The organism is Vibrio sp. S/42/10 (genome assembly GCF_029890535.1).
Taxonomy (GTDB): domain Bacteria; phylum Pseudomonadota; class Gammaproteobacteria; order Enterobacterales; family Vibrionaceae; genus Vibrio; species Vibrio cyclitrophicus.
Map to the genome: position 1 here is coordinate 111,118 of NZ_JAKMZC010000011.1, position 26,949 is coordinate 138,066.

Annotated in this window: 20 protein-coding genes and 1 pseudogene; 16 read left to right on the forward strand and 5 right to left on the reverse strand. The window is 41.2% G+C overall.

Annotated features, from left to right (window positions below; translation table 11 throughout):
- Window positions 1-12: 12 nt before the first annotated feature.
- Entirely contained in the window at window positions 13-1,344 is a 1,332-nt protein-coding gene (locus tag L8S15_RS13535) for a ferric reductase-like transmembrane domain-containing protein (RefSeq protein ID WP_010432794.1), read from the reverse strand.
- A gap of 260 nt (window positions 1,345-1,604) precedes the next feature.
- On the opposite strand from L8S15_RS13535, the gene L8S15_RS13540 reads away from it, so the two are divergent.
- From L8S15_RS13540 to L8S15_RS13550, 3 genes are all read left to right on the forward strand, one after another.
- Entirely contained in the window at window positions 1,605-2,306 is a 702-nt protein-coding gene (locus L8S15_RS13540) for a flavin reductase (protein WP_016795531.1), read from the forward strand.
- Between the two features lie 135 nt (window positions 2,307-2,441).
- On the forward strand, window positions 2,442-3,233 hold the full coding sequence (locus L8S15_RS13545) for a CLCA_X family protein (protein ID WP_032544918.1): 792 nt from the start codon (window positions 2,442-2,444) through the stop codon (window positions 3,231-3,233).
- A 93-nt stretch (window positions 3,234-3,326) separates the two neighbouring features.
- Window positions 3,327-3,650, forward strand: a complete 324-nt coding sequence (locus L8S15_RS13550) for a DUF4144 domain-containing protein (protein ID WP_010432783.1) — start codon at window positions 3,327-3,329, stop codon at window positions 3,648-3,650.
- 107 nt (window positions 3,651-3,757) lie between these two features.
- Here the strand turns inward: L8S15_RS13550 and L8S15_RS13555 are convergent, their stop codons facing one another.
- Window positions 3,758-5,086 (reverse strand): anaerobic C4-dicarboxylate transporter, encoded by a 1,329-nt coding sequence (locus tag L8S15_RS13555; protein WP_016766967.1) that lies wholly within the window; start codon window positions 5,084-5,086, stop codon window positions 3,758-3,760.
- A gap of 411 nt (window positions 5,087-5,497) precedes the next feature.
- Between L8S15_RS13555 and L8S15_RS13560 the strand changes: the two genes are divergently transcribed.
- From L8S15_RS13560 to L8S15_RS13620, 12 genes and pseudogenes are all read left to right on the forward strand, one after another.
- The gene (locus tag L8S15_RS13560) at window positions 5,498-6,145 is read left to right on the forward strand and encodes an HAD family phosphatase (RefSeq protein ID WP_280573572.1); all 648 of its coding nucleotides are present in this window, start codon (window positions 5,498-5,500) and stop codon (window positions 6,143-6,145) included.
- A 223-nt stretch (window positions 6,146-6,368) separates the two neighbouring features.
- Window positions 6,369-6,995, forward strand: coding sequence for an HD domain-containing protein (locus tag L8S15_RS13565; protein ID WP_016766966.1), 627 nt, complete (start codon window positions 6,369-6,371; stop codon window positions 6,993-6,995).
- A gap of 63 nt (window positions 6,996-7,058) precedes the next feature.
- A pseudogene (locus L8S15_RS13570) lies at window positions 7,059-7,517 on the forward strand (DNA-3-methyladenine glycosylase I); the annotation flags it as partial.
- Between the two features lie 144 nt (window positions 7,518-7,661).
- Window positions 7,662-8,708, forward strand: coding sequence for a hypothetical protein (locus L8S15_RS13575; RefSeq protein WP_280573574.1), 1,047 nt, complete (start codon window positions 7,662-7,664; stop codon window positions 8,706-8,708).
- Complete coding sequence (locus L8S15_RS13580; RefSeq protein ID WP_280573576.1) at window positions 8,690-9,082, forward strand: tyrosine-type recombinase/integrase; 393 nt, start codon at window positions 8,690-8,692, stop codon at window positions 9,080-9,082. Before L8S15_RS13575 ends, L8S15_RS13580 begins: the two co-directional genes overlap by 19 nt.
- An 11-nt stretch (window positions 9,083-9,093) precedes the next feature.
- The gene (locus L8S15_RS13585; RefSeq protein WP_102371147.1) at window positions 9,094-13,113 is read left to right on the forward strand and encodes a VPA1269 family protein; all 4,020 of its coding nucleotides are present in this window, start codon (window positions 9,094-9,096) and stop codon (window positions 13,111-13,113) included.
- Window positions 13,110-13,754: a gamma-mobile-trio protein GmtX gene (gmtX, locus tag L8S15_RS13590; RefSeq protein ID WP_016795526.1), complete on the forward strand. Its 645-nt coding sequence runs from the start codon at window positions 13,110-13,112 to the stop codon at window positions 13,752-13,754. The genes L8S15_RS13585 and gmtX overlap by 4 nt, the downstream gene beginning before the upstream one ends.
- A gap of 971 nt (window positions 13,755-14,725) precedes the next feature.
- Window positions 14,726-16,186 (forward strand): caspase family protein, encoded by a 1,461-nt coding sequence (locus L8S15_RS13600; RefSeq protein ID WP_029203664.1) that lies wholly within the window; start codon window positions 14,726-14,728, stop codon window positions 16,184-16,186.
- Between the two features lie 162 nt (window positions 16,187-16,348).
- Complete coding sequence (locus L8S15_RS13605; protein WP_016795523.1) at window positions 16,349-17,116, forward strand: hypothetical protein; 768 nt, start codon at window positions 16,349-16,351, stop codon at window positions 17,114-17,116.
- 87 nt (window positions 17,117-17,203) lie between these two features.
- Window positions 17,204-19,123, forward strand: a complete 1,920-nt coding sequence (locus tag L8S15_RS13610) for an AAA family ATPase (RefSeq protein WP_029203663.1) — start codon at window positions 17,204-17,206, stop codon at window positions 19,121-19,123.
- The gene (locus L8S15_RS13615; protein ID WP_280573588.1) at window positions 19,120-20,766 is read left to right on the forward strand and encodes an ATP-dependent helicase; all 1,647 of its coding nucleotides are present in this window, start codon (window positions 19,120-19,122) and stop codon (window positions 20,764-20,766) included. Before L8S15_RS13610 ends, L8S15_RS13615 begins: the two co-directional genes overlap by 4 nt.
- A 1,099-nt stretch (window positions 20,767-21,865) precedes the next feature.
- Window positions 21,866-22,108, forward strand: coding sequence for a hypothetical protein (locus tag L8S15_RS13620; protein WP_016795519.1), 243 nt, complete (start codon window positions 21,866-21,868; stop codon window positions 22,106-22,108).
- A gap of 83 nt (window positions 22,109-22,191) precedes the next feature.
- Here L8S15_RS13620 and L8S15_RS13625 read toward each other — a convergent pair whose 3' ends face one another.
- From L8S15_RS13625 to L8S15_RS13635, 3 genes are all read right to left on the reverse strand, one after another.
- On the reverse strand, window positions 22,192-22,443 hold the full coding sequence (locus tag L8S15_RS13625; protein WP_016795518.1) for a hypothetical protein: 252 nt from the start codon (window positions 22,441-22,443) through the stop codon (window positions 22,192-22,194).
- Between the two features lie 496 nt (window positions 22,444-22,939).
- Window positions 22,940-24,109, reverse strand: coding sequence for an MFS transporter (locus tag L8S15_RS13630; RefSeq protein ID WP_102371150.1), 1,170 nt, complete (start codon window positions 24,107-24,109; stop codon window positions 22,940-22,942).
- Window positions 24,110-25,053: 944 nt separating this feature from the next.
- Window positions 25,054-25,947 (reverse strand): LysR substrate-binding domain-containing protein, encoded by an 894-nt coding sequence (locus L8S15_RS13635; protein WP_016795505.1) that lies wholly within the window; start codon window positions 25,945-25,947, stop codon window positions 25,054-25,056.
- Window positions 25,948-26,126: 179 nt separating this feature from the next.
- Here L8S15_RS13635 and L8S15_RS13640 point away from each other — a divergent pair, with 179 nt between their 5' ends.
- Window positions 26,127-26,894 (forward strand): carbohydrate deacetylase, encoded by a 768-nt coding sequence (locus tag L8S15_RS13640; protein ID WP_016792130.1) that lies wholly within the window; start codon window positions 26,127-26,129, stop codon window positions 26,892-26,894.
- Window positions 26,895-26,949: the final 55 nt, after the last annotated feature.

Genomic DNA, 26,949 nt, shown 5'->3' on the forward strand with positions numbered 1-26,949 from the left:
TATTTCATCTGATCAACGCATCACAAATAATTCTTCATGGTAATTTTTTTCAATATTAAATTGATACGCATCGAGCTCTTTTTTCAGTGATTTTGAGAATAACTCAGGCCCACAGAAATAGAGTTCGTAATCATTTAGATCACCACATCGGTTCAAAATTTGCTCTGCGTTTAACCGTGGTGAATGAGCAGTATCTATCACGTTCAACTTCACGCCTACTTGATGTGCGAGATGCCATAGTTCATCGACTAAGTTTTCATCAACGCCGCGAGTGCAATAAAACAATTCAATCCGAGGATGACTCGTCTTTATTTTGAGAGCTTCTAGTGTCGCAAAAAATGAAGCGATCCCGACTCCACCAGCAACCCAAATTTGTGGCTTACTTAGGTCAAACTCAAGACGCCCATAAGGCCCCTCAATTGTGACACCGTCACCAATATTAACTCGACCATACAAATCTGTAGTAAAATCGCCTAGCTCTTTGATCAAGAAACGGAGTTCTGACTCTTCACTACCTGAAACGATGGTAAATGGATGCGGGTCTTCATTGCCAAAGCATAAATACGCGAACTGTCCAGCTTTATGGCCTTGCCAAGATACATTCGGCTTTAATATCAATTCCATTACTGATGCTTGGGGGAAATAGCGAGTCGAAACTACAGTGGAAGAATGGCGATTACGACGCCCAACAAAACCTAATAAGCTGTATACCGCCGCAATAGAACCCATCACAGCAAAAGCCAAAGTTAGGTAATAAATAGGCTCACCCCAATACGCTCGTTTGATAAGTAACACCGAATGAAAGGCGAGCAATAGATACGCCAACGACATAAGGCGATGTGACAGTTTAAATGGTTTGTACTTGATTGCCGCCCATAACGAGGCAACAAGTAAAACAAGCAATAAATAGAACCCCCACTCCCCGATGTTCTGAGCAAAACCACGTAATTCATTGGCCCAAGCTTCCCAACCAGACAAAACACCTTGAGGGCCTAAACCGTCATGATGAATCGGTTTCTCCAGCACTCCAGACATAACCAACCACTTAGGGACTTGGTACCACAGCCAATGCGCGACACCTAGAGACACCCCACCGATACCAAGCCACTTATGCACGCGATACGCTTTGTCCATACCGTTAAGCCAATTCTCGATCATAGGAAAACGCATCGCTAACAGCATGGCTATCGACATCAACATCAGAGACAAAATACCCGAATACTGAATCATGGCCGAGCGCCATTCAAATACGTTATTTGAAGCGAAGAGTTGCGGTTCCATCGCAAACCAAAATACTGACATCGTGGCAACCATTACCCAAATGACATTACGAACTGTTTTCATTTTTCTGCACTCTCATAGACTATAACTTTACTTTAGTTTCTGGGATGTAAAGAGAAGTCAAAGTGCGTAAATCTATGCAAAGAGTTATCGCTGCGGAAAGAGAAACACCACATAACGAGTAATGACCTCGCGTAGTTGTCACTAGCGTCACTCTAAATCGCTATTTAATGAAAACCTGTTGATCGATAGAGAGTAGTGCTGCGTACATATTGATCCGTTAGTGAGCAAAGTTGTGATAAAAAATGAAAACTAGAGAAAACATGAAGGACATCACCCTTGCAAAGCATGATCTGCAAACAATGGATCAAAGGCATCGGACTCGCTTGATTAACTCTCTGTCGGGGTTCAAAAGCGCTAACCTTATTGGTACCTGCGATAAAGAAGGCTTAGATAACCTTGCGGTTATCAGCTCGGTCGTTCATTTAGGATCGAATCCACCATTGTTTGGTTTTATCGTGCGCCCCTGTGAAAGTCGACGTCACACATTAGAGAATATTCTAGAAACGAAGCACTTCACCATTAATAGCATTGGTGCCGAATTTGTCAGAAAAGCGCATCAAACTTCGGCTCGCTATCCTAAACCAATCTCAGAATTCAATGCGGTCGGTCTCACGCCATATTACGACGATGTATTTCCAGCCCCGTTTGTCTTAGAAAGCCCACTGAAAATAGGCTTAACCTTCAAAGAGAAAATTACAATAGAAAGTAATCAAACTCAGATGTTGATTGGTGAAGTTATTACGATTCACGCACCAAAGCGCGCCATGATGCCGGATGGCTACCTCGATTTAGAAGCGTTAGACTTGGTCACAATATCAGGATTGGATAGCTACCACGTCACTCAAAGACTGCATCGTTTAAGTTATGCAAAACCACACGAGTCTTTGTTTCCTCTGACTCGCGAAGGTAACCCAACCTCATGGGAGGCTTTTGAATTTAATCTAACTCATTTTGAGCGGTAATTTGCAGTCAAAAGTGCTAACTTCCTTTAATTACAAGAGATGCAGCTCAAAGTGGTTCTAAAAGAGTGCAACTAAACATCATGCAACCCCAAAATAGCATCTCATTCAACCCTATTTCTGTTTCCAAGGCCCCCTTTGAAGCTAACCCACTTTAAATACAAGACTCGTAAAGGCCCAGACTACCGACATGGCGATCAGGTGTCTTTTATGGACATCAAACAGACCTTTGGTATGGGCAGCATTCGTGTCGGAGCTTGGGTGACGAAAGAAGAGAAAGAATTGGCTGCAAATCTGATATTCGATTCTTTAGCAGATTTGGCCTATATCTTGGCTCTACCACCTGAAGCAATTGGCCTTCGAGGCACGTTAGGTTTAGCATTCGGCAGTGGTGGTAGAAAAGGTGTACAAGCACACTACGCCCCAAATCAAAGAGAACTCGCCCTAGCCAAGAACGCCGGCGCTGGTGCGCTAGCGCATGAGTTCTGGCATGCCTTTGATCACTATATAGCTGAGAAAGCATTTGAGATTGGCGATACCTCAGGTCCTCGTAAGCAGATCTTGTTTGCCACCGATTGTTGGTTGCACGATAGAAAAGTACGGCCTCATCCATTAAACGAGTATTTGATGTCTCTCTTCGATGCTACCCTGCTAAGCGACAACAACCTGGATAAACACGATTACGTTGCACGTAGTGTTATTGCAGACAAAGCAATGTCTACCCGTTACTTCTCACTACCTACAGAGATGATGGCGCGCGCCTTTGAAGCTACCATAGAATCTTGCTCAGAGATCGAAAACTCTTATTTAGTCGATGGTACGACCAAAACGGATATGCTCCCTCTCTATCCAGACCTCACGCATCGCAAAGAGATTTATCAAGCACTCCAAGGTTATTTCGCGCCGTTGGGTCGTTCTCTAAGTAAGTAACGTTTTAAATCGTTAGGAGGAATAGGTGATCCAACAGCGGAAAGTGTTTATAGTCGGTACTCAAATTTCAACATCCATGATTTAGAGGCAGTAATGATCAGTTGGCCATCTTTGGTAAAACTCGACGGTGACGATGAGCTTATTTACGTCGCATCCGAGAACGATTTTCAGGCAGAATGCTCAGACATGATCTTGGGCGAAGATGATTATCTCATTGATTCTGAAGGCGATAGCTACTCGCTTCAATCAAACTCAAATCAACTGTCTCTAGCGAAACGAGCAAACCAATATTCGGTTGAAAGCGTGACTAAACTTATTCGAAATCACGAGTTCCAGAAGGCAGAAGTGTGTCTGATGAAGATCCACTTCCTGACCATTGAAGAAGCGATTCAGTCTTTGGCTTTTGAGCCACGTTAATATTGGTTTAGAGCTCGTATCAAAGCTAATGCCCAAGACAGATTAAACAAAAACAGCGCCTCAATAGGCGCTGTTTTTCGTTTCTTATCTCGTTATCGCTAGTTTAATTAAGCGATAAAAATCTGAGCCAATGCGTAGCCTAAACAACATGCGCCTACTACACCGATTAAACCAACCGACATGAATGAGTGGTTGAAGTACCACTTACCAATCTTGGTTGTGCCAGAGACATCGAAGTTCACTGTTGCGATGTCTGATGGGTAGTTCGGGATAAAGAAGTAGCCGTAAACTGCTGGCATCAAGCCGATAAGCAGTGCTGGGTCTAGCCCTAAGCCAAGGCCAACAGGTAGCATCATACGTGCAGTTGCTGCTTGAGAGTTCACCACAACCGATACAATGAATAGCGCTAGTGCAAACGTCCATGGGTAGTTAGTCACCATTTCCACGATGCCCGACTTAAATTGAGGCATTGCATATTGGAAGTAAGTATCCGACATCCATGCGATACCGAAGATAGCAATCGCCGCCACCATACCCGATTTGAATACCACGCCGTTTGGCACATCACGCGGATCAGTTTTAGTTGCCAGCAAAATGATACCGCCGAAACAGAGCATCATCATCTGGATGATCACTGACATCTTGATTGGCTTGTCGCCGTCTACGATGGTTCGGATCTCTGGCACCATTGCCACGATGACAATCACGACAATCGACAATAGGAAAATCAAAACCGCATTACGAGCCGAAGTTGGCAGAACTTCATCCAAAGAGGTCGCGGTGGTGCTTTCAATGCGTTTTTTCCACTCAGGATCTTTTAGGCGTGCTTGGTATTCAGGATCGTCGCTCAATTCTTTACCGCGTTTTAAGCTATACAAAGAAAGCAAGAACGTACCAAACAATGTTGCAGGAACCGTCACCATCAAAATAGAAAGCAGAGTAATAGAGTGTTGAATATCAGATAGCTGCGCGAGGTAGTACACCACAGCCGCAGAGATTGGTGATGCCGTAATCGCCAACTGAGATGCTACCGACGCAGCTGCCATTGGACGCTCAGGACGAATACCGTTCTTCAATGCCACATCGCCGATGATTGGCATAATAGAGTAAACCGCGTGGCCAGTACCCAATAAGAAAGTCATCGAGTAAGTCACGAACGGTGCTATCAAGGTGACGCGTTTCGGGTTCTTTCTCAGTACCCTTTCCGCAACTTGCAGCATGTATTTCAAGCCTCCCGCCGCTTCTAAAATCGAAGCACAAGTCACAACTGCGAGGATGATCAACATGACAGTGACAGGTGGAGACGTTGGTGGCATCTTGAAGACAAACACCTCGATAACCAAACCAATACCAGAAACAACACCTAAGCCAATACCACCATACCGAGACCCGATATAAAGTACGACTAATAAAAATAGAAACTCAAAATACAACATAAGCAACCCTGCTAAAAATATGGACTAATGATATTTTGTCTCTAAGCTCAGCCATTTACTTATTGCTTGGTCACACTATCATTGAAGGCTACCGCAAATTGTTTTTTATAAGATTATGGTCACGCTAACAAGCCTGTAAGTTTATGAAATGTAATAGTAAAACAAACACCCGACCTCGATTTGTTATGTATAACAGTCATAATTGTATCTGTTAGATCTCGATGACCTATAAAAGATTAGGCTCATAACTGAACGATATTATTTCAGCTTGAATTAATGAGATTTCAAGTCATTCAGAAGCATATTGCACACCCAATACTTCCGATTCTAACTCAACGCTGACTCGCCTATCCTTAGACACTATGTCAAAATACTCATTCTCACGACGACAATAGATAAAGAACCACGGATATGAATTTTCAAGCTGCTATTTTTGATATGGATGGACTACTGCTCGACACCGAGCGACTTTGTATGCAGGTTTTTGAAGAAGCATGTCACGCGCAAGGTGTTCCGTTTTTGCAAGATGTCTACCTAGGCATTATTGGCTGTAACGCAAAAACCATCGAACAGATCTTTAGAAATGGTTACGGTGAAGGCTTAGATTATCCTGCGTTAAACAACGAATGGCGAACTCGTTATAGTGCGATTGTTAAGAACCAAGCGATCCCTGTAAAAGACGGCGTGATTGAGCTTCTTGAATGGCTCAAATCAAACGACATTCCAATCGCGGTGGCGACCTCGACTCAGCTTGATATTGCAAAAAAGAAGCTTGAGTTGGCTGGCCTAGATTCTTACTTCACCTCGTTAAGCACAGGCTGCGAAGTAACTCACGGTAAGCCTCATCCAGAGATCTACCTGCTAGCGGCAGAACGCCTCGGTGTTGCACCTGAAACCTGCCTAGCGTTTGAAGATTCAAACAACGGTATTCGCGCGTCGATGGCTGCAAACATGATCAGTTTCCAGATCCCAGATCTGGTTGAGCCTTGCGAAGAAGTCAAAGCCCTTGGTCACACGATCAGCCCTTCCCTGCATCATGTGTTAGCACAGCTTCAATAAGCCGCTGCTTAAGTTCTGATTACCGTTGATAACGCTTTTACCTGTCTCGTCCTAAAATACATAGACAAGCCTCTCTATCAAGCCGACTCACAAAGTCGGTTTTTTTGTAGGTACTCCTTTTATAAAAGATAAAAACTCGCGCTTGAAACTGTTACAGTCGAGGTGGAATATATCCTAAGTAATAAGCCAGATTGCTAACATCTACATATGGAGAAAGAGACGCGTGAAGGAAAAGTTTGAAGACCAACTGCTTGATTTTGCACAGCGAGAGATGACACAAGATGCAGCTCACGACATCAGCCACATCAAGCGCGTAGTCAAAACCGCTAAGGCGTTGTGTGTCCAAGAACAGGCCAAGCTTGAAGTCGTTCTACCCGCCGCTTACCTTCATGATTGCTTCACCTTTCCTAAGAACCACCCGGACAGAGCCCAAAGCTCGCAAATGGCAGCAGACAAGGCGATTTCTTTCCTCAAATCTATCGACTATCCTGCGTCCTATTTGGATGAGGTCCATCATGCCATTGTCACGCACAGCTACAGTGCCAACATCACTCCAGAAACCTTGGAAGCTCAAATCGTCCAAGATGCCGATCGACTAGATTCTCTCGGTGCGATTGGTATTGCTCGCTGCCTGTATGTGGGCCAGAGCTTTAACGCAGAACTCTATAACCACCAAGACCCGTTTGCGAAGCAACGTGACTTGGATGACAAACATTACAGCGTCGACCACTTTTACGTGAAGCTATTCAAGCTGGCTGAAACAATGAATACAGAATCTGCCAAATTAGAAGCCAACAAGCGCACCGACTACATGCGTGGTTTTCTCGCTCAATTGGCGACAGAAGCTTAAGCTCCTTTTCATATAGAAATTAGTCCCCATATCATAAAGAATCGCTTTAGTTTGGAACCTTCAATGACCCAAGAAAAATTCGACACCATTTATCAACGTGCGGCTCACCGTAAAGGCGGAGCGGCCGAACTCGAAAAGATTGTCCGTGCGCCCCTTTCACAAGCCGAGTTATCACAAATCACTGATGACCGTTGGCTGGCCGCTTTTACCGAAAAGGTCTTCCAGTGTGGTATTTCGTGGAATGTGGTGAGAAAGAAGTGGCCACAATTTGAAGAAGTATTCTTTGAGTTCGATATTGAAAAGATGCTGATGCTGCCGAATGAGATGTGGGAACAGAAAGCGCAAGACCCGCGCATTATTCGCCACCTCACCAAGGTAATGACCATACCTGCCAACGCCATGATGATCCACAATGCCAAGCGTGAAGCGGATTCCTTCTCGCAAATGGTTGCCGACTGGCCATCAGAACGTATCACCGAGCTGTGGGATTACCTGAAAAAACACGGCAAGCGATTAGGTGGTATATTACCCTATGGATGAGCATACTAAAACTAAGCATTTTAGAGTACAAATAAATAATTAGAGCTGAAAAGTTCTTTTTTTATACTTGCGATTTTTAAATATTACCACATACTGTATAATGTGAATACTAAAAAGGATTTAATATTGTTCAGTTCTGTTGTCAAAGTTAATGTGAAGCTTGATAACCACGATCTTTCTATTCCGATGAGAGCAATAGTTGTTGATGGTGAAGGTGTTCTTATTTCACATCTACGTTTCATGCTTGAACAGAAAATGCGGAAGGGCGTTAAGAGCAGTTGGATTGATAAGTCGATCCATGCAGTAAGGTTATTGCTTGATTACACAATGGTAAATAAAGACTGTTTTGATGACCCTCATGAGTTGTTCAAGTCTTTTGCAGAGCGCATTTTCGGTGGAACTATCGCCGAATCAGGTGAGGATACAACTCAGTTGCGTTGGAAACCTCGCTCAATTAAGACTGGAAACGAGATAATTTATCACGTCACTATGTTTTCAGATTGGTTATATGAGCAAAGTGATGGTACAAGCTCACTATTGAATCCACAACGTAAAGCATCACCGACTGAGATGATATTAAATCTTGCGGCATACAATCACCGCATGAACAATGCTTTCTTAAAACATACATTTTCAAACCAACACAAAAGCGATAGTGTAAATTGGGTGAGAACAGTTCAGCGCAGACAATTACCATCAATTATTGATGAACCAAAAAAACCTTTTTCAGAAGATAAAATTTTTGAATTGTTAACTGAGGGTTTTAACAGGAAAGGGGTATCACCAAACGCCCCCATAGAACAACGTTTCAATCTTGCTAATATTCTAATTACTATGCTCATGCATTTTGGCGGCCTCAGAAACTCCGAGGTATTTCACCTTTATATTGATGACATAATACCTAATGCTGGCTATGAGCAGATCCGAGTCTATCATCCCACCCAAGGTTTTGCACCAGAATGGTATCGAATCAAAACTAAGAACCCATTCTGTACTCGTGGTCAATTTTTACAAGAGAAATATGGGCTAAATGATAGACTAACCGCAAATGATAAATACCATGCAGGCTGGAAAAATCCTGTTGTAAATGAAGAAGGTAAATACTTTGCAGTGTTTTTTTTGGCCTACCTGGTATTAAAGAACTCTTCTATAGATTGTTCCGCATTTATGTAACTCAACAGCGAGTACCCCCCCTGATTGGTCGGGAACACCCTTTTCTATTTACAAACCGAAATGGCGATCCCCTTACCATGAAAAGCTTTAAAAGAGCACATCAAATAGCCGTAAAGAAGATTGGTATCTCCCATTATTTAAATGCTGGAGGCTCGCCACACAGTCATAGGCATGCCTATGCTCAGAGACTAGCTGATGCTCGTGAAGTCTGTCCAAGCATTAATGAAATCATTATTCAGCGAGCGTTACATCATAAATCCGCCGATAGTCAAAAGGTTTACACTGAGCCTGACATTAAAAAGGTGGAAAAGTCATTAGCAAAAGCAGAGGAGATGTCAGTTCCACAAGAATTACCTTTTGGTTTTGGTAAATAAGGAAGCAACACATGGTGAAAAAAAAATATTCCACTTTCCTCGAAGCCAAAGTCGCAGTACAACGCCTCAAGATTAAAACTCAGGGAGAATACAAAAAACGTTACAAAGAAGACCCGTGCTTACCTAGTGTACCTTACCATGTGTATCGTGAACACTGGATAGATTGGTATGATTTTACAGGAAGAGAACGACCTGTAGATTTATATCCAACAATTGGCGAAGCCAAAGCCGCCATCAAAACCCTTGGTATTGTATCTTCCACAGAGTATAAAAAACGCCACAAAGAAGACCCCCACCTACCTTCGAATCCTCAAAGGTGTTATAAAAATGAATGGGTGGATATGTACGATTACCTCAGCAAAGAGCCCCCTGTAGATTTATATCCAACCCTTGCTGAAGCTAAAGCCGCCGTCCAACACCTCAAGATTAAAACTCATGGTGAATACAGAAAACGCTATAAAGAAGACCCGCGCTTGTCTCTTAACGCTGACAAGGTGTACCAGGAACAATGGTTAGATTGGTATGATTTCTTTGGTAAAGTGCGTCCTATCAAATTCTATTCAACCCTTGTTGGAGCGAAGATAGCTGTACAAAGTCTTGGAATAAAAAGCAAAAATGAGTACAACAAACGCTACAAAGAAGACTCTCGTTTACCTTCTTCACCTCATCTTTATTACAATCATGATTGGTTGAGTTGGCACGATTTTGTTGGAAAAGACCAACGTGTAGAGCTCTTTCCAACCTATGAGGATGCCAAAGTCGCTACACAACGTCTAGGTATTAAAGGTTATGATGAATACAGAGAGCGTTACAAAGAAGATCCTTGCTTGCCTTCTGCTCCTTCGGTCGCTTATCAGGACGAATGGGTTAACTGGAGTGATTACTTAGGAAAAAAGCAATCTTTAGGTTTCTATCCAACCTATGAGGAGGCAAGAGCCGCCACCGAAGTTATTGGCGTTAAAACTCAGGCTGATTATCAAAAAATTTACAGAGAAGATCCGCGCTTACCTTCTTCTCCTCATTTGACATACCGCGGAAAAGGTTGGATAAACTGGCCGAAATTCTTCGCTGGTAGTATATTATCGTATGCTCAGGCAGTTGAATATTTGTCGGAAAAACACGGGGATTTGAATGGAGTAGAATATATATCGCTCCCATTAAAAGAATTAGGCTTGCCACCGAACCCCAAACTTATCTATGAAGAATATTATGATTGGGATAATTATGTCGGCATCACTTACCGTGACCCGCTGGATGCAATAAGACTTCTCCGAGATAAAGGTCAACATGTTTGTGACACGGAATCCTATCAGAAGCTTCAAAAACTCTATCGTGCTCTTCCCCAAAACGCTGTGGCATTCTACGGTTTTGATACCTTTGATGAATTTCTGTCTTTCGATAAAGATAAATTGTGGAATGCGGAAAAGGTCAGAGAGTATTGTAATGAGCATAAGATTTCTTCAAAAGAAGAATACGACAAGGCAAGCTCATCAGAACCATATTTAGCTTATAAACCTGACCAAATACAGGGTTTCACCAAAACTCAGTATTTGTTATTCCGTCCATTACCATTTGATGTGTTTAGTAACAGTAAATTTGATGATTGGGTAGCCGTTGCTGAAGAGTGGACAGACACAGGAGTGAGCATCAAAAACAGGCAGCGCTTAATAAAAGGCTTCTATGAAACATATCGCCAAACCTTACCAGCCAAGCCACAGTCTGCCTGTGATATTGATTTTAAATTTCCTGATATTAATGTTTGGTTAACTTCTTTGTCGGACTCATTTCGGCACACAGGCTCACTCAAAATACTTATAGACTTTTTTGATTATATTATTGAGAAACGATGTTCTATTACATGCGAAGAGACAGGCGAAATCACTACACTTGAAGGTTATAGAAATCCTATAAAAAAACAGAACATTACTACCGACATATCTGGTGAGATAAGTCGTTCGGAATCCAACAAACAAGCTTTACCTTTTCGGTTTATTGATGATGCTCGACACTTCTTGATTCGCCACAAAAAAGGAGCGGTAGAAAATATTCTGGAGCTTTACAAGCGACTGTTAGAGAAATCTTCTGTTTTTGATAGTAAATCTGAGTGGTTTGAAGTGGAAGGAAGTGTAATCAATACTTTAGACCCTGACTGTGTATGGAAAAAAGAAGGTGATCAGTTTTTCATGTGGTCTCCGGTCAGAATAATTGCTGTATTGTTTCAGCTCTATATGCCATTTAGAGGTCAACAAATATGTTGGTTAGATTCAGGCGAAGCTGATGAAAAGCTATTAGTAAATGAAGGTGGTAAGTGGGTTTGGAAAGATAACTCGTTGTTTCCAAACTATCGCGTGAAAGTCAATCATCACCAAGGCATATTACTTCCCCGTGACTCTTTTTCTGGTGTGGGTTGTCATGTCAACACCAATAAGACAGCCAAAAATGCTTACACAGGATATGATATTCCGTGGATTGACGATCGTTTGATATCCTGGGTTATTCGACTAAGAGACTGGCAAACCAAATACAATCCGCTTGATACCCCCACAAGATGGACGTCACTTAGGGATATTCACAATGTTTATAGAAGTAAATCGGTTGAAGTACTACAACAATATGGTTACAAAGGTCGCTCTTGCTTTCTTTTTAGAGATCCTACGCAACCTAAATCGTTACGACACATTCCGATATCGCAATCTAAGTTGGCGAGCGCTTACGCAGCGGTGCTATATAATATTCAGTCTGATGAACTACCACTTGCCACTTTAAAAGAAAAAAAAGACAAGAATATAACAGGCAATTCATTATCAAATTTTCGAGCCCTCTTTACGCTTCACTCGATGCGAGTGTCATTAATTACCGCATTCATACGTGACGCTAAAATCGCTCCTGAAATCGTGCAGAAGTTGGTGGGGCACTCCAGTATTGTGATGACGATTTACTACACCAAAGTTCAGGATGAAGAGATTAGAAAGGCTCTTCAAGAGTCTGAATCACTCATTATCAAAAATCAAACACAGCGGGTTGAGATAATGATACGTCAACGTAAGATGGAGAAACTGACTAGCGAATTGATCGGTGCCAAAGGAGAGCTAATTACCTCCACTGCCTCAGATATACCAGCGGCGGCCAACAGTATAATGGACTTTGGCTTATGCCCTTATGGTCGAACACGTTGTCATGATGGCGGTGAGAGACAAGCCAATAACACGACTCGGTATGAGCATGTCAGAGCCGGCTACCTAGGGAATAGTAATTGCCTAACGTGCCGCCATTTTCGTACAGGCCCTGCGTTTATCGGTGGCCTACAGATGTTGTGTAATGAAATTTCACTAGAGTGTAAAGCAAGCGCCAATGTCATGGGGCAATTGAGGGATGAACTCGACAATTTAGAAGATGAGCAATACACCGCTAAACGTAACGGTGAAATCTTCACGAAAACGCATCAACTCTCTTTGACAGCATCGCATTATGAACAAGAGGTAACTAAATTTGATGGTTTAACACTCGACCTCATTGTTGCTATACGGTTGTTTATGAACAGTGTTGAACTGCTCAATAGAAAAATAAAAGGTGAAAATGAAACTAAAGGTTTGAGCCTTATCACGCTGGATGATGAAAGTGCAATACAAGCACAAATGAACGAGGTGTCTGATTTCATCCATCTGGATATGATTTGCCAGTCTGCTTCGATACATCAATCGGCAAGACCAAGAAATGCAAGTCTTGCTCGATCACAATTGCTTGATCTCTTTGCGAAGAAAAACGGTCTTTATCCCAGTATGTTTTTATTATCTGAGAAACAACAACTCGCAATTGGTAATGAGATAACTCAACTCCTTAGAGCACGTACAGGAAGCTGGGAAAAAGTAGAGGAATTGATGGATAAGGAGTCAGTGATAACACTAAAAGACCTTGGTATTAAGGAAGCGGAAATTCAAGAAAATTTGAAACTTCTGTTCGATGGTCGCTCACTGAGTGACCTAAGACTTAGTGCTACAAAGCCTGAACTAAAGAGTGGTGGCCATCAATGAGTAACGACACTATTCAAACGATATACGAATGCTTATTTGAGCAAGCGGGTTCCCGAACCAAGCGAAGTCTTGAAATCATCAAAGAGGCCTGTGAGAGCCAAGTAAGGCGTAAGGTATCTGATTTCAGTATTGCAACCATAGGTCGTATTTCTGATGAGATGGGGGGGGTAAAAGCACAGGCGATACGAAATAAGACAGGTAAACACTTTAGACAACTTATCTCCGCTTACGAGACAGCGTATACGCAAGATATACCTAAGCAGACTAAAGCTGATACATCGACATGGTATAATCAAATCGAAGATGCCCCAGTTCGCTATCAAGTGCTTGATTTAATAGCTGAGAATAAAAAGTTAAAGAACGAGTTGAACATCCTCAAAAGTGTAACAACCATTGAGGTTGATATGCGAAATCAGCCACGTGAGGAGCAAGCCTCACACTATTTGGAAAACCAACTTACTGAGGTTGAACTCCGCGCTCTTACTGACTTTATCTCCGAGAAACGATTGGCAGACTTCGGTTGGAGCATAGGCAAAAATGGACGACTGCTCGATGCCAAAGGGCGACCTACAACGAAAGTGGCTTTTGTTGATGCTATTGAAAAGCTGGCAACTATTATGGATGTTGCCAACGGCAAGTAGGGTTTACTCGTTATTGATTAACTCTCGAGAGTAATAATAAAGCTTGAGTGATTATTATTGATGATTAACTTCGACAAAAAGCACGTAAAGACCGAAAAAGGTGAAAAATGGCTACAGGTTTATTCACTATAGCCATCTTTAATTATGGTGTCTCGGGACATGGCTAAGTTGGAGCTTCTGGTCTAACTCAGGCATTTAGAATAATGAAAAGTAGGCCAAGTACACAGTCTTACGTTTGTAGGGTGTCTCTAACGAATTTCCGCTAAAGCCGTTACAATTCTGTCATGTTAATAATCCGATCTGTAGAGTTAATAGTTTCTGGTCTATGAGCAATTATACGTGGACAGGATGTTGTTTAGTTTTTGTTTTAAATGACTTTGAGGCAAAACGTAAGTGGAAGTCGCTAAGTCGAAAGGTTAATACAAGGGAAGAAAATGTCAGCGGACAATAAAGTTTGCTCAGTTCCAATAAAGTCTGATCATTTACAATAAAGATTGTTCTGTTTGGGGTAGTGTCAGGCCCAGAAGGACGGTCAAGCTAGCACGCATTTGCCCCATTGTTGGATAGACCTTTTACTCATTCATACCCTGTTCATGGGTTTTTTTCTTACTAGAAGTTATCCATTCTTCTAATGCTGTTTGTCGTGAATCACCATGTTGTATTACGGGGGTAAATTCCACCATGCTTCAACGGAACTTTGATTAGAACTAAGTAAGCAATCAAGTGTTTATGCAATAAATTTATATGATTGAAACTATGAAGTTTATCTATTGAGACAAACACGAAGAAACGGCACAATGTGCGGATGATATGAAGCTAAAATCCATACAAACTGTTTAAGAGTGATTCGCAATGCGTGGCATTTTTACTATGCGTTGCGTTTTGTGTTTAAGGTGGTTTACGGCTGTATCGATATTGCGTTACTCACCTTCAGAGCGTGTTAACTTTATTAGAAGTTCAGAGGAACAAAAGTGAATAGAAAAATGACTGCATTGGTTGTTGGTAATGGTGCTTACCCTCAGCAAGAACTCCAAAATGCCACAAATGATGCGGAAGATATGAGCCAAAAACTGTCAGATTTTGGCTTTTCGGTTATCAAGCTAACGGATGCGACTAAAAAATCTATTGATGAATCAGTTAACTCCTTCCGTGATAACTTAAATAGTAATGAAATCGGACTGTTCTATTTTGCTGGTCATGGAATGCAAATTGAAGGTGAAAATTATATTACGGCTGTAGATTCGGACTTTCGATCAGAAATTGATGCAAAGTACTCCTCTTATCCATTGAATAAGATCATCGAAATCATGGAAAAGAGTAAAAACAAAACTAACATCATTATTCTTGATGCTTGTCGTAATAACCCTTACCTCCGGGCTTGGAATCGAGACCCTTCATTGGATGGTTTAGCTCCAGTTTATGCTCCAAAGGGAACGATCATTGCGTTTTCCACTTCTCCAGGGGAAGTCGCTAGTGATGGTGCGAAACGCAATGGCGCATATACAGAAGCATTGCTTCAGCATATAGCTGTCCCGGATATCCCTATTGAAGATATGTTTAAAAGAGTACGCAATTCACTTGCTGTACTTACAAAGGGAAGTCAAACATCGTGGGAGCATACTTCATTATCTGGTGATTTCTTCTTCAATCTCAGCTTGGGTGCTTCAATAGACATTTATTCCAATGAAGCTATTTCAGATGAGTTGTTTCAAATTGACACATCGAAGATTTTACATAGTGAAATTCGTAGCCTTAGAAGTCACAATTGGTATACACAAAATCCAGTAGCTTCAGACCTTATAGCATCTACCCTCAATGACAGCGATGATGATGCTGCATTTGTATTAGGTCGTAATATTTATCAAGCAGCGTGTGGTAGTGCGCGTGATATAAGTACATACATCACGTACTTTAGAGAAAGAACAACAGAAGTTCATACTAAAACACGAAAAGCTTTATTGGATGGCATGCTATTTGAGGTTTTCTTTAATAGCAAAGGCCAGTTACGTGATAACTTTAAAACTTCCAAGTTTAATAGTGTTTTCGAGTTTCAGAAATTTTCTGAATTCAATGACTCTTTTGCATTTATTTCAGATGTCTTAGCAACATATCAAAATCGTTTTTATGCAATTCCCGGGAAGAATCGAGAAGTTAGTATAGATGTAGAAACCCGTGAAAATGACAAAGGTGAATTCAAGGTGTTAGGAGTCTACTTCAGTGGATATAACATCCTGAGACCAGACGACGAATATAGTTATTATGAAGATGATCAAGAAGGAATATCCTACGAAGGTTTAAGGGCTTCTGCATTCGAAAGAAGAATTTCTGAAGAAATTTTGATCCCTAGTCATAAACTAAAAATAAACTACGACTTCGATTGTGACCCAAGATCAAAGTTGTTAGTCCCTTATGGCTATACCGTAGCTAAATAAAGTTAACAAGCATTTAAGAGTGATTCCCAACACATGGCATTTTTCATTCCATCATTGGGTTTTGAGTTTGAGTTTGAGTTTGAGTTTGAGTTTGAATATTTAAGTCCTCTGAAAGCATTGCTCAACTTAATCAGGCGTTAATCACTTTGATTGGAGACATTTATGCAAACACGTTTTTTTGCAGACCCAGAATCGATTCTGGGGACATTAGCTAGATTGTTTGCTGCAAAGGGTGCAGCACGAGAAGTTGCTGTATTGACCTATTCATCTCCGGAGGTTAAAGAAAGCTATTACGATAACTGGAACGGTGGTACAACTCATTACACTTTGTATTTACATGTTCCAATTAATTTGTATCCACAATTAGAGTCAGATTTGGCAGAAATTGAGCATGCCATTTTAGAGAACGCTGGTGTGTTCTTATCAAATTTTGAGAATGATACTCTGTCGACTGTAAAAATCATTCCCGCCGTCCAAGAAGATCCTCAATGGCGTGAGAAAGCGTCAGCTTGGTTATCAGGTAGCAAAATTACAAATCAAGGTCGTGTGCGTTCAGATAATGTTGCACCTCTATCGACTGATGGTTTGTTGTTTAGGTCACAACCAGAAATTCATTTTTACAGAGCACTAAAGTCAGAGGGCGTATCTTTTTCACCACTGCCTGTTTTTATTCGCGGGGGGCAGACATATAGCCGAATCGAGCCTGACTTTGTAATAGTCCATAATGGAATTACGATGGTCGTTGAAATTGACGGTGATACCGTACACCAGGAAACGCCTGCAGAGGCACAAGCGAGAGTACGAACGTTACAGCACGAAGGTGTACATGTAGAAAGAATTTTGGCTAGTGAGTGTAATGAGCCTCAGAAGGCTATAAGCGCAGTAAAAAGAATCTTAGAAGCGATAGGCAAATTGAAAGCATCTAGGTAAATAGATAACAAACTGTTTAAGCTTGATTACATAAGTATGCGTTTTATATCTAAGTTAATCTATTGAATAATAGAATGAGGAGACATAGTGAAACTCGATAAATTGCGAATCTCACATTTTCAGAGTTATGGTTCAACACCTACAGAATTATCTTTTGACGATCTAACTTTTCTAATTGGCCCCAATGGCTCAGGAAAAACGGCTGCTCTTCAGGCACTTTGTAGAATGTTTGCTTTTGACCCATCTCTACGACGAATAAAGAAATCTGACTTCCATGTTCCATGTAACGAAACGGAGCATCCTGAAGAGCGAACGCTTTGGATTGAAGCTGATTTTCTATTCCCTGAATTGCATGAAGAGGCAGATAGCACAACTGTCCCACCGCACTTTGCTCATATGAGATTAGTCGATGGGGAAGACATTCCTCGAGTGCGATTTCGTTTAGAAGCATCTATGGGTATTGACGGTGATATCGATGAGTCATTGATATATGTCTTGGAGCTAGATGAAAATCAGCAACCACATAGTACAGCTAAAGTTTCTCGTATAGACCGCAATCAGATTCAAATACATTATCTTCCGGCGAGACGAGACCCAGCTGAACATATCACCTTTGGATCCAATGCTTTATTAGGACGTATGTTAAGAGCTGTTAATTGGGAGGTAGAGCGAGAGACTGTAAAGGGGCATACAGACCAAATTAGTTCGAGTCTTGACGCTAACATATCGGTAAATGCTCTAAGCACAAGTATCCAAAAGTCATGGTCTTGTTTACATAAAGGACAGTTTTTCACGCAACCAAAAATTACTTTTGTGGCTAGCGAAATTGAATCGCTACTTCGCCACCTATCTATTTCATTTGCTCCAGGACATGATGAAGCTAACGTTGACTTTTCACGGCTAAGTGATGGGCAAAAGTCGATGTTATATTTATCTCTGGTCCTTTCATCTCAGGCAATTGGTCGTTCAGTGTTAAAAGGAGACGACTCTTTTGATCCTGATAAACTTCGTCCTGCAGTGTTTACCTTAATTGCAGTAGAAGAACCAGAAAATAGTCTATCTCCTCACTATTTAGGAAGAATTGTGAGTTCTCTTCAAGAGATGCTCGGTCACGGGGATGCTCAGGCTCTCATCGCAACTCATGCACCATCGATGCTTAGACGTATCGAGCCGAAACAAATACGTTACATGCGTTTGAACTCGGATAGAGAAACAACTATTGCTAGTATTAACATACCTGACGAGGAGCATTACGGCGATGCCCATAAGTTTGTCACTCAGGCGGTAAAAGCCTTTCCTGAAATATACTTTTCACGCTTAGTTATTCTTGGGGAAGGTGATAGTGAAGAAATTGTCATACCACGATTATTAGAAGTTAAAGAAGTGCCTGTTGACGCGTTTGGTATTACCGTAGCCCCTCTTGGTGGACGGCATGTGAACCACTTTTGGAGGCTCCTTGAAGGACTAAATATCCCGCACATTACACTTTTAGACCTTGACGTGGGTAGGTATCAAGGTGGTTGGGGGCGTATCAAAACAACCAATGATCAATTAATACTACATAAACCAGCTCTTCAGTTAACTGATGGGTTTACAGTTATCCCAAGATGGGACGATTCTGACCACAAAATCAGAGATTTTCATCATTATTTAGAAGAAATGGAAAAGCGACGGGTGTTTTTCTCTTATCCAATGGACTTAGATTTTGCAATGCTGAGAGCCTTTCCTACAGCATTCAATATCGAAATTGATGATCAAGTTGAACCAGAACTTCCACAGATCAAAGCGGTGTTAGGCAAGTCTCGTACTGAAGCATCCGAATACGACGATGAAGAACGGAAGTTATTTATTACATATCACAAGTTATTCAAAATCGGCAGTAAACCCGCTGAGCATATCAGTGCTCTCTCTAAACTATCTGATGAGCAACTTTTGGTAAACATTCCCCCATCCTTAGAGCGGTTGGTTGAAGCTGCAAAAGAAATATTGTTGGAGCTTCCTGAATGATTAAAGTGGAAAACTGGCTACCAGCTGACGGGTTAGTTCTGGAACCCAACGCCTATCGAGCAGCTAAGGAACGTGAAGTTAGCTTAGCCTTGACGGCTGGCCCAGGTGCTGGAAAAACAGAGATGCTTGCTCAACGAGCAGATTTTTTACTTCGTACTGGTTCATGTCGATACCCTAGACGCATTCTTGCTATTTCATTTAAGGTAGATGCGAGTAGCAATTTAAAGGAACGAATTAAGCGCAGATGTGGTATTGAACTATCATCTCGTTTTGATAGCTATACATTCCATGCTTTTGCTAAGCGAATTATAGAACGCTTTCGTCCAGTATTAACTGGGGATAACGCCTTAGAAGCGGGCTTTACAATTGGCCCTAAAGTTCTTCATAAGCAAATTGATTTCACGGATCTAGTTCCGCTTGCAATAAAAATATTAGAGGAGTCCCCTCTAGCTAGAAATGCATTGAGACAAACATACACAGATGTTTTTTTGGATGAGTTCCAGGATTGTACGAATCATCAGTATGAGCTTATAAAAGTTGCCTTTCAAGGAACGAATATTCGCCTTACGGCAGTCGGTGACACAAAGCAAAAAATTATGGGATGGGCCGGTGCACTTGACGGCATTTTTGAAACCTTTAAGGAAGACTTCCAAGCTGCCCCACTCAATATGTACCGAAACTTTCGTTCAGAGCCTAAGCTTCTTCAGTTACAAAATGAAATAGTAAAAATTCTCGACCCTGCTTCAGTTATGCCCGAAGATCAAGTCGCGGGAGACGAAGGTCACATCCAAATTCACCCTTTCGAAAATTGCCAAGAAGAAGCAGATTATCTTTCTGAGCAAATCGACATATGGATAAATGAAGAGAAAGTCCCTCCTGCTGAGATAGCCATACTCATCAAAAATCAACCTGACTTATATGCAATGAAGCTTATGGTTGCGCTGCGCGATCGAGGTATTCCATATAGGAATGAACAACAGTTGCTGGATATATCAGTTGAGCCAGCTGCGCGCTTAATCATAGATTTTTTATTAAGCACTTTTGGTAAACAAGAGCCCTCTGCATGGATTCGCTTGATGGAAAAGCTAGTTCCATTCACTGAAGAAGATGATGAAAGAGGAGAGTTAGTCCAAAATTGGCAACGCTTCATCATTGAGGAGAAGAAGGCAATAAATCAGAATCCAATAACTCTTGAAAATACCAACAGATGGGACTGTTTGAAACGTTTTGTTGAAAAAGTAGGATTTCAATCACTAATGTCTCTGTCACATGACTACGAAACAGAATCACGTTTACGTGAAGTACTCAATGACACTTGCTCCAAGGTTGAACAATTAATGTCAACTGGATTCTCTCTTCTGGAGTCTTTGAAACGCTTTGAAGATGATCAAGCAGTGAGAATACTTACAGTTCATAAGAGTAAAGGCTTAGAGTTTGACTCTGTAGTGCTACTAGGTGTTGAAAATGAAAGCTATTGGGGAAATCCAGATGAAAATTTATGTACTTTTTTTGTCGGGGTTTCAAGAGCAAAACGAAGGTTGTTGCTGACACATGTTAGCTTTCGCTCTAGGCCTGCAGATCATTATGGAAGGTGGGACGCTCATAGGTGCAAACAGGAAAGGTTTTTGGGATGTGTAACATGAGAACAATGTTTGTATCTCTTATTAACTAACAGATAAGAAAGTATCGCGAAAGACGGTATCACGCGATACTTTTCCTAATCTACCCAGCATGAATTAGGGTCACCTACCTACCTAACTTACTTTTGTCCAAAAAGGCGCTAAAAGGACAGTTTACCTCACTCCAGACTAGGTTCGATACAGTTGGTACTTAGTAACTAGGGCTGCTCTGATGACCTGCTGAAATCGTGACAATTTTCGGTTTAAGACGTACCTTCGAAGGCTAGTAAGCTGCTAGTCAATCACGGTTTACCTTTGTTCGTTACCTAATGGTAGGCAAATTGGGGCCTGAGGCGTTTTTATGTTAAGCCCAATGGACTGTGGTAGCTAAATTCGCAGTGCTCGCGGTTTTAGGTCATTTCGAAACGGGGCGTTTGGTGCCATTAACCGACTGTGAAAGGTGCGGCCAACCAAAAAACGCCTATTAAACCACGGGAGCTGGAAACCAACAATGCTTAGAAACCTATAGCAGTATTGCCTCTGGGTTATGTACTTTCAGGTCAGAGCTAAGATATTCTATGTATATGTTTTTAAAGGGCTGTAATAGATCTAAGTTCAATCGAAATCGTGACAAATTGAGATTAATAGCCTTAATATTGACACTGGTTGAAGGTTAGTATGCAAACGGGAATCAATCATCAATACCTTTGTCCTTTGACTTATGGTAGGGAAAGCGCGGAGTTGAGGCGTTTTTTGGTTGGTTCTATGGACTATAGTAGCTAAATTCGTTCTTCACGCGGTTTTTCGGTTTGGTAGGGAAAATCCGATTGGAGTCGGTTTTAGGTCCGGTGTAAGTACATTTAACCAAGGTAAAAGCTCAACACTTGAAGAGTGTAGGGTTCTATTAAACAGCGTAATAGACGCCAGTATTAAGTTTGAAACTAACTTAAAATCAAGAAATACCTATCAAAAATGCTGGTTATGCTTATGATGATATTTGTATATAACTGGTTTTACTTGATGAAATCAACTCGCTCGTCTGATACGTAATCGAGATAAATGGAATCAAAGAGCACTTTGATAATTTTTGGTGATTATATTTTAAGGATAGCTGAGGCGATAGATGATTACACTAAATGTTTATTTTGGTTCTGTTAACGCACCGTACATATTAACATCCGAGCTTTTGAGCAGCATTCAAGAGAGTTACCCTGCACTCTATCCCGAATTTTTAAAAGATGAAGGGATGCTAGAAGTAACAACAGTAAGGATTATCGATAAAGAGTATGCTTTTTACCCATCAGATGTAGAAAAAATCGCACTCCGGTTTGGTATTGATATTGAATTTAAGAAAGTAATCCTTTGACTTATAAAAAGGGATTGGCTGAAGCCATGTGTATGGCCAGAGAGAGTCTAAGTTGTAAATACTACAAGAATAATGAAATCTGACTATTCGTAACCTCCCTCAAGCTTCATATCAATGTACTGCAGTAATGCAGAAGCACCATATTTGTTGGTAATGTCTTGAGGTGTTATATGTCCGTAGCTGGCCACCAAGTAGGAGGTATACCAACTTACATAATCTTCACCTAGATGACACAGCCTATCCATAATTAACTCAGTATCAACGCTAGAAACAACCTCTCTAATGTTTTCCAATGGGCTTCCAATGTTCTGCCCTTTAGATTCATTGCATCTCATAGTAAAAGACCTTCTTCAGTGATTTGGGTGGAGTGAACCCTAATTCATCTATACTCAACTTCGAGTTTGTGTAGCAATACTATGAAAAGTCAAACCAAAAATGTCCAACTTTCCCGTCTAATTCAGTATCTCGGATTTTTTGACCATTTCGGAGTGACTGCTTCAGTGATATCAGACACTCTCGTTAGCAACTTTTGTCATCCTTTTAATAATTCATGCTTCGCTAAATTAGAGTTCTTTCTAAAACGAAATTGTCCAGAACCTTCGTAGGTTGAATTTTTACCCGTGGCATTTTCTAGCACGTTTGTGCCCCAAACTTTGTTAGAACTAATAGACAGTCCAAAGTAGCGATATGCTGTTTGAATTAAGTAATCTAGTGCAAAATGAATGGCAGATTGGACTAACATGTTTAATCCAATCAGGAGTGAGCAAGTAATAGAAATAGTGCTGACTTTTGTGATTATGCTTCTCTCATGAAAGTCAGCACTTTCGCTAATTAATTCACTTCTGAAAGTTTAAGAGCGGGACTTTTTTTCTGATTTAGTAAGATACTAATCAACGCTAATACCGTAAATGCTAAGCTCGATAGGAATAGATTTTCTACACCGAACTGAGCGATAAACCACCCAGCGACTATCGAGCCAATAGTGATCCCAAAATTTGAAAAAGAGATGTAAAGACTATTTGCAAATACTTTCGCATCACCTGCATTATCCATAACCCATGTTTGGCTCACAACCAAGCCAGCAGAGTGTACTGCACCCCAAAACGCGACCATTGCTACCATGAAGGAGAACGAGAAACCCATGAAGTATACAACAAGATAGATAAGGCCAAGTGTAATAGGGTAAAGCATCACGGTCTTTTTCATGTTTTTGCCAAGTAATTTGCCAAAGATGAAGTTACCAAAGATACCAAACACACCGAACACCATCAGCATTGCACTAATCCACGTGCCGTTCATATTCGTTACAGTACTTAAGTACTGAGTAATAAAACTGTACGAAGAAAACATTGCTGCAAATACAAATATTACGGTCGACAAAGAAAGCCACATGGATTTGCTGCGTAAAATAGTTACTTGAGAGCCGAATGACATCTTTTCCTCAACAGGAGCGCTTTCCATCAAGAACATCACACTCACTAACGCAATGGCACAAGCGGCTAAACCAAAGTAAAAGGCATAAGCAAGTGAATACTGTTCAGCTAGAAAAGCGCTAATCGGAATACCGAAGACCAAACCAACAGCGACACCACCGAATACTTTTGCTGCGGCGTTGCTTTGCTCTTCTACTGATACCATAGAAGTGGCTGCTACCAATGCAACTGAAAAGAAAACAGCATGCATCAAGGCTGGCAGTACGCGAAATATCATCATGGTTGTGTAATCTTGCGTCATTGCATACACCAGATTCGATAGAACGAACAAAGAAAGAATGCCAATTAAAACGTATTTTCTATTCCACCCAGACATCATTAACGTAATAAAGGGACCACTCACCGCGACGACAATAGCGTAGACACTGACTAATAGACCTGCTTCTTGTACATCAATATTGAAGTCTTTCATGACTTGTGGAAGGAGACCAATAATACCAAGCTCTGTCGTGATAACGCCAAAAACGGCTAAAGATAGAGCAAAGATAAACAAGCTTTGTTTTTTCATTGTTTCAACTCAAATTATTAATATGCGGTAATTACGTACCGTCGATATTGGTTGTTGTTAGAGCCCTAAGTCCAAGTGTTGGAAAAGTGGCACAAAAATGTTGTTTTTTATCCAATAAAAATGCCGTTTTCAATGTGATTGAATTCGGCAACGTATCAGAATTCGTATTATCAAAGGGTGGAGACTTTTTTTCTTACCCGATGACATGTGCTTAGAACTGTGTTGTAGGCAACGTGTAAATGACGACTGGTTTCTCGCTTTCCATGGTTTTGTGTGGTCATTTCAATAATCCTATTTCTAATTCCTGGTTTGCAGGCCTCGTAACAGTAATTCACTTGAAAGGTACGGCGGCAAGCAAGACAGCGAAATCGTTGATGGCCGTTGGGGCCATAACCATGCTTTATGACACTGTCACTCTTATGACAGAAGCGGCAGTTAGGTCTATTCGTTGTCACATCGAACCGTAAATTTCACCAAAAGATATTGGTAGTCGTTTGAATTTAATTATCAACTTGGATTGCATAATAGGGGATAACACACGCAAGATTAAGTCCTTAAAATTACCAATACATATTCCCACAGGGACTTAATATGTCTTTTTGAAGTTTTATTGTGCAAATGGTACTTGAAATAATTTGTGGGAAATGCTGATCCTGGCAATATCAGGTAACGCTCAAAGTAGTTTAGGGACAACTCAAATCAATCAAATGAAAGAGTATGCCAACGACGTTCAAAGTCATGTGTTGGAGTCATGTGGCCACTGGTTGATGGAGGAGTGCCCAGTCCAGGTTGAAGATCTAGTTATTGATTTTTTTAACAAAAAATAATCAATAAAACTCAGTTTGAGTGTTGTTGATTCGTACCCTAGAGCCACTCTAGGGTATTTTTATATTTGAACTGCTTATAATTCGTACTCGGTTATGTAGCAATATAACGAGAACTCTTTATCCATTGTCTAGTTCAGAATGTACCCAGCGAGAAAACGCTTGGAATTTTACTCTTGTTTCCATTCCTTTAGGGCAAACCAAATCGTAGCCCTTTCCTGATTCAATATGCGGAAATGGCGCGACTAGCCTCCCCGCTTGGATTAAAGGCAGCGCAAATTCATACCGAGCAAGAAACACACCGAGCGATAATTCCGCCGCTTCCATCGCTAGGCGATTGTCACTATAGAAGTCACACCGTTTTTTACAATCAATGTCGATATGCATTTCATCTAACCAATACTGCCACGCACTTGTATCCCCTCTATGGATAAAATTAACGTCAGATAGAGCGCTCAACCCATTGTGAAGACCATGCTCGGTGGCGTAATTAACACTGCACACAGGTGTCCTCTTTCCAGAAAATAGTCGCTCACTGAAGTGATTGGGATACCGCCCCTGGCTATAAAAAATCGCCACATCGTAAGGTTCAAATTGAAAATCAGATTGATTCTGTTTGGTTTGCAGCTTGATGCTTAGATTGGGGTATTGCTGACGAAGTGAAGGGAGTCTCGGGATCAGCCAAGCAGAGGCAAAATAAGGTGATGTGGCTATATGTAAGCTACCAGTCAGCTCTCCGGTTTGAATGTCAGAAAGGGTAGAAAAAATGGACTCAAATGATGAATTCAGAACACTCAGAACTCTTTGTCCCTCCGGTGTGAGCTCTAACTTTCGGGTTTTTCTAATGAATAGATTGAATTGAAGCTGCATTTCCAGTTTTTTAATTCGCTGGCTAACCCCACCTTGGGTCAGAAAGAGCTCTTCTGCTGCTTTGGTAAAACTCAAGTGGCGCGCTGCAACGCTAAAAGTATGAAGCAGAGAAAGCTGCTGTTGTTGATTGGTGATTGAGCTCATGCATTACTCTAGTTAATTCGTGTGGGGGAATTATTCGTTTGTCCGAAGTTGTCAGTCATTATAGATTAATTTGTGTAATGTCACATTACAAGGACGTTAATGGTGACTCAATCAAGAAGGGAATCGGAGCTGATAACGCTATTACGAGAATCGATAAGATATAACGTGGATGAGATACGATGAAACTTATTTTAAATGCTGATGATTTCGGGCTGACGGAGTCGGTGAACTTGGGGATTGCGGATTGTTTTCGTGCCGGAACCGTAAAATCGACCACCATAATGATGAACCAACCTGGTGTCTCTCACGCGTCACAACTCTATCAACGTGGTCTTATTCATGAAGTTGGACTGCATTTTACAGTGACATCAGGTAAATCAATATCGTCCCCTAAATTAATTCCAACACTGGTTGACGAGAATGGTCATTTTTTTGATAGAAAGACCCTGTTTAATAAATCTGATGTGTCTTCTGATGAAGTCTTTAGAGAGTGTATGGCGCAATATCAAGCGGCTTTAGACGCGGGATTTAATATTAATCATATCGATAGCCACCATTTTGCTGGTGCCTATCGCCCTCTTAAAATAGGTTTTACACAAGCAGCCAATGAAATAGGCCTCCCCGTCAGGCGTATTGATAGCTTTATACGGGGTCAAAACTTATTGTCGGTTCCTACCCCAGATGCGTTTGATATGGGCTTTCATGCAGAAGGTGTCAATATTGAATACCTCAAAGCAGTATTGCTGGCTTATCAATACAGCATGCCTAACAGTACGATTGAATTAATGTGCCACCCAGCAAGGACGCTAACTGAAGAGCTAGAGGACATCTCTAGTTATACCCATGCTCGTGTTGAAGAGTGGAAGATTTTAACCAGCGATGAGTTCTCTCTCTGGCTAAGAAAAAGTGGCATTGAATGCGTTGGCTTTGATGCGCTTCATGCTTAAATCGCGAAACAACCTACCTTCTCACAAGATAAACCATCGGCCTTGTTAGGTCGTT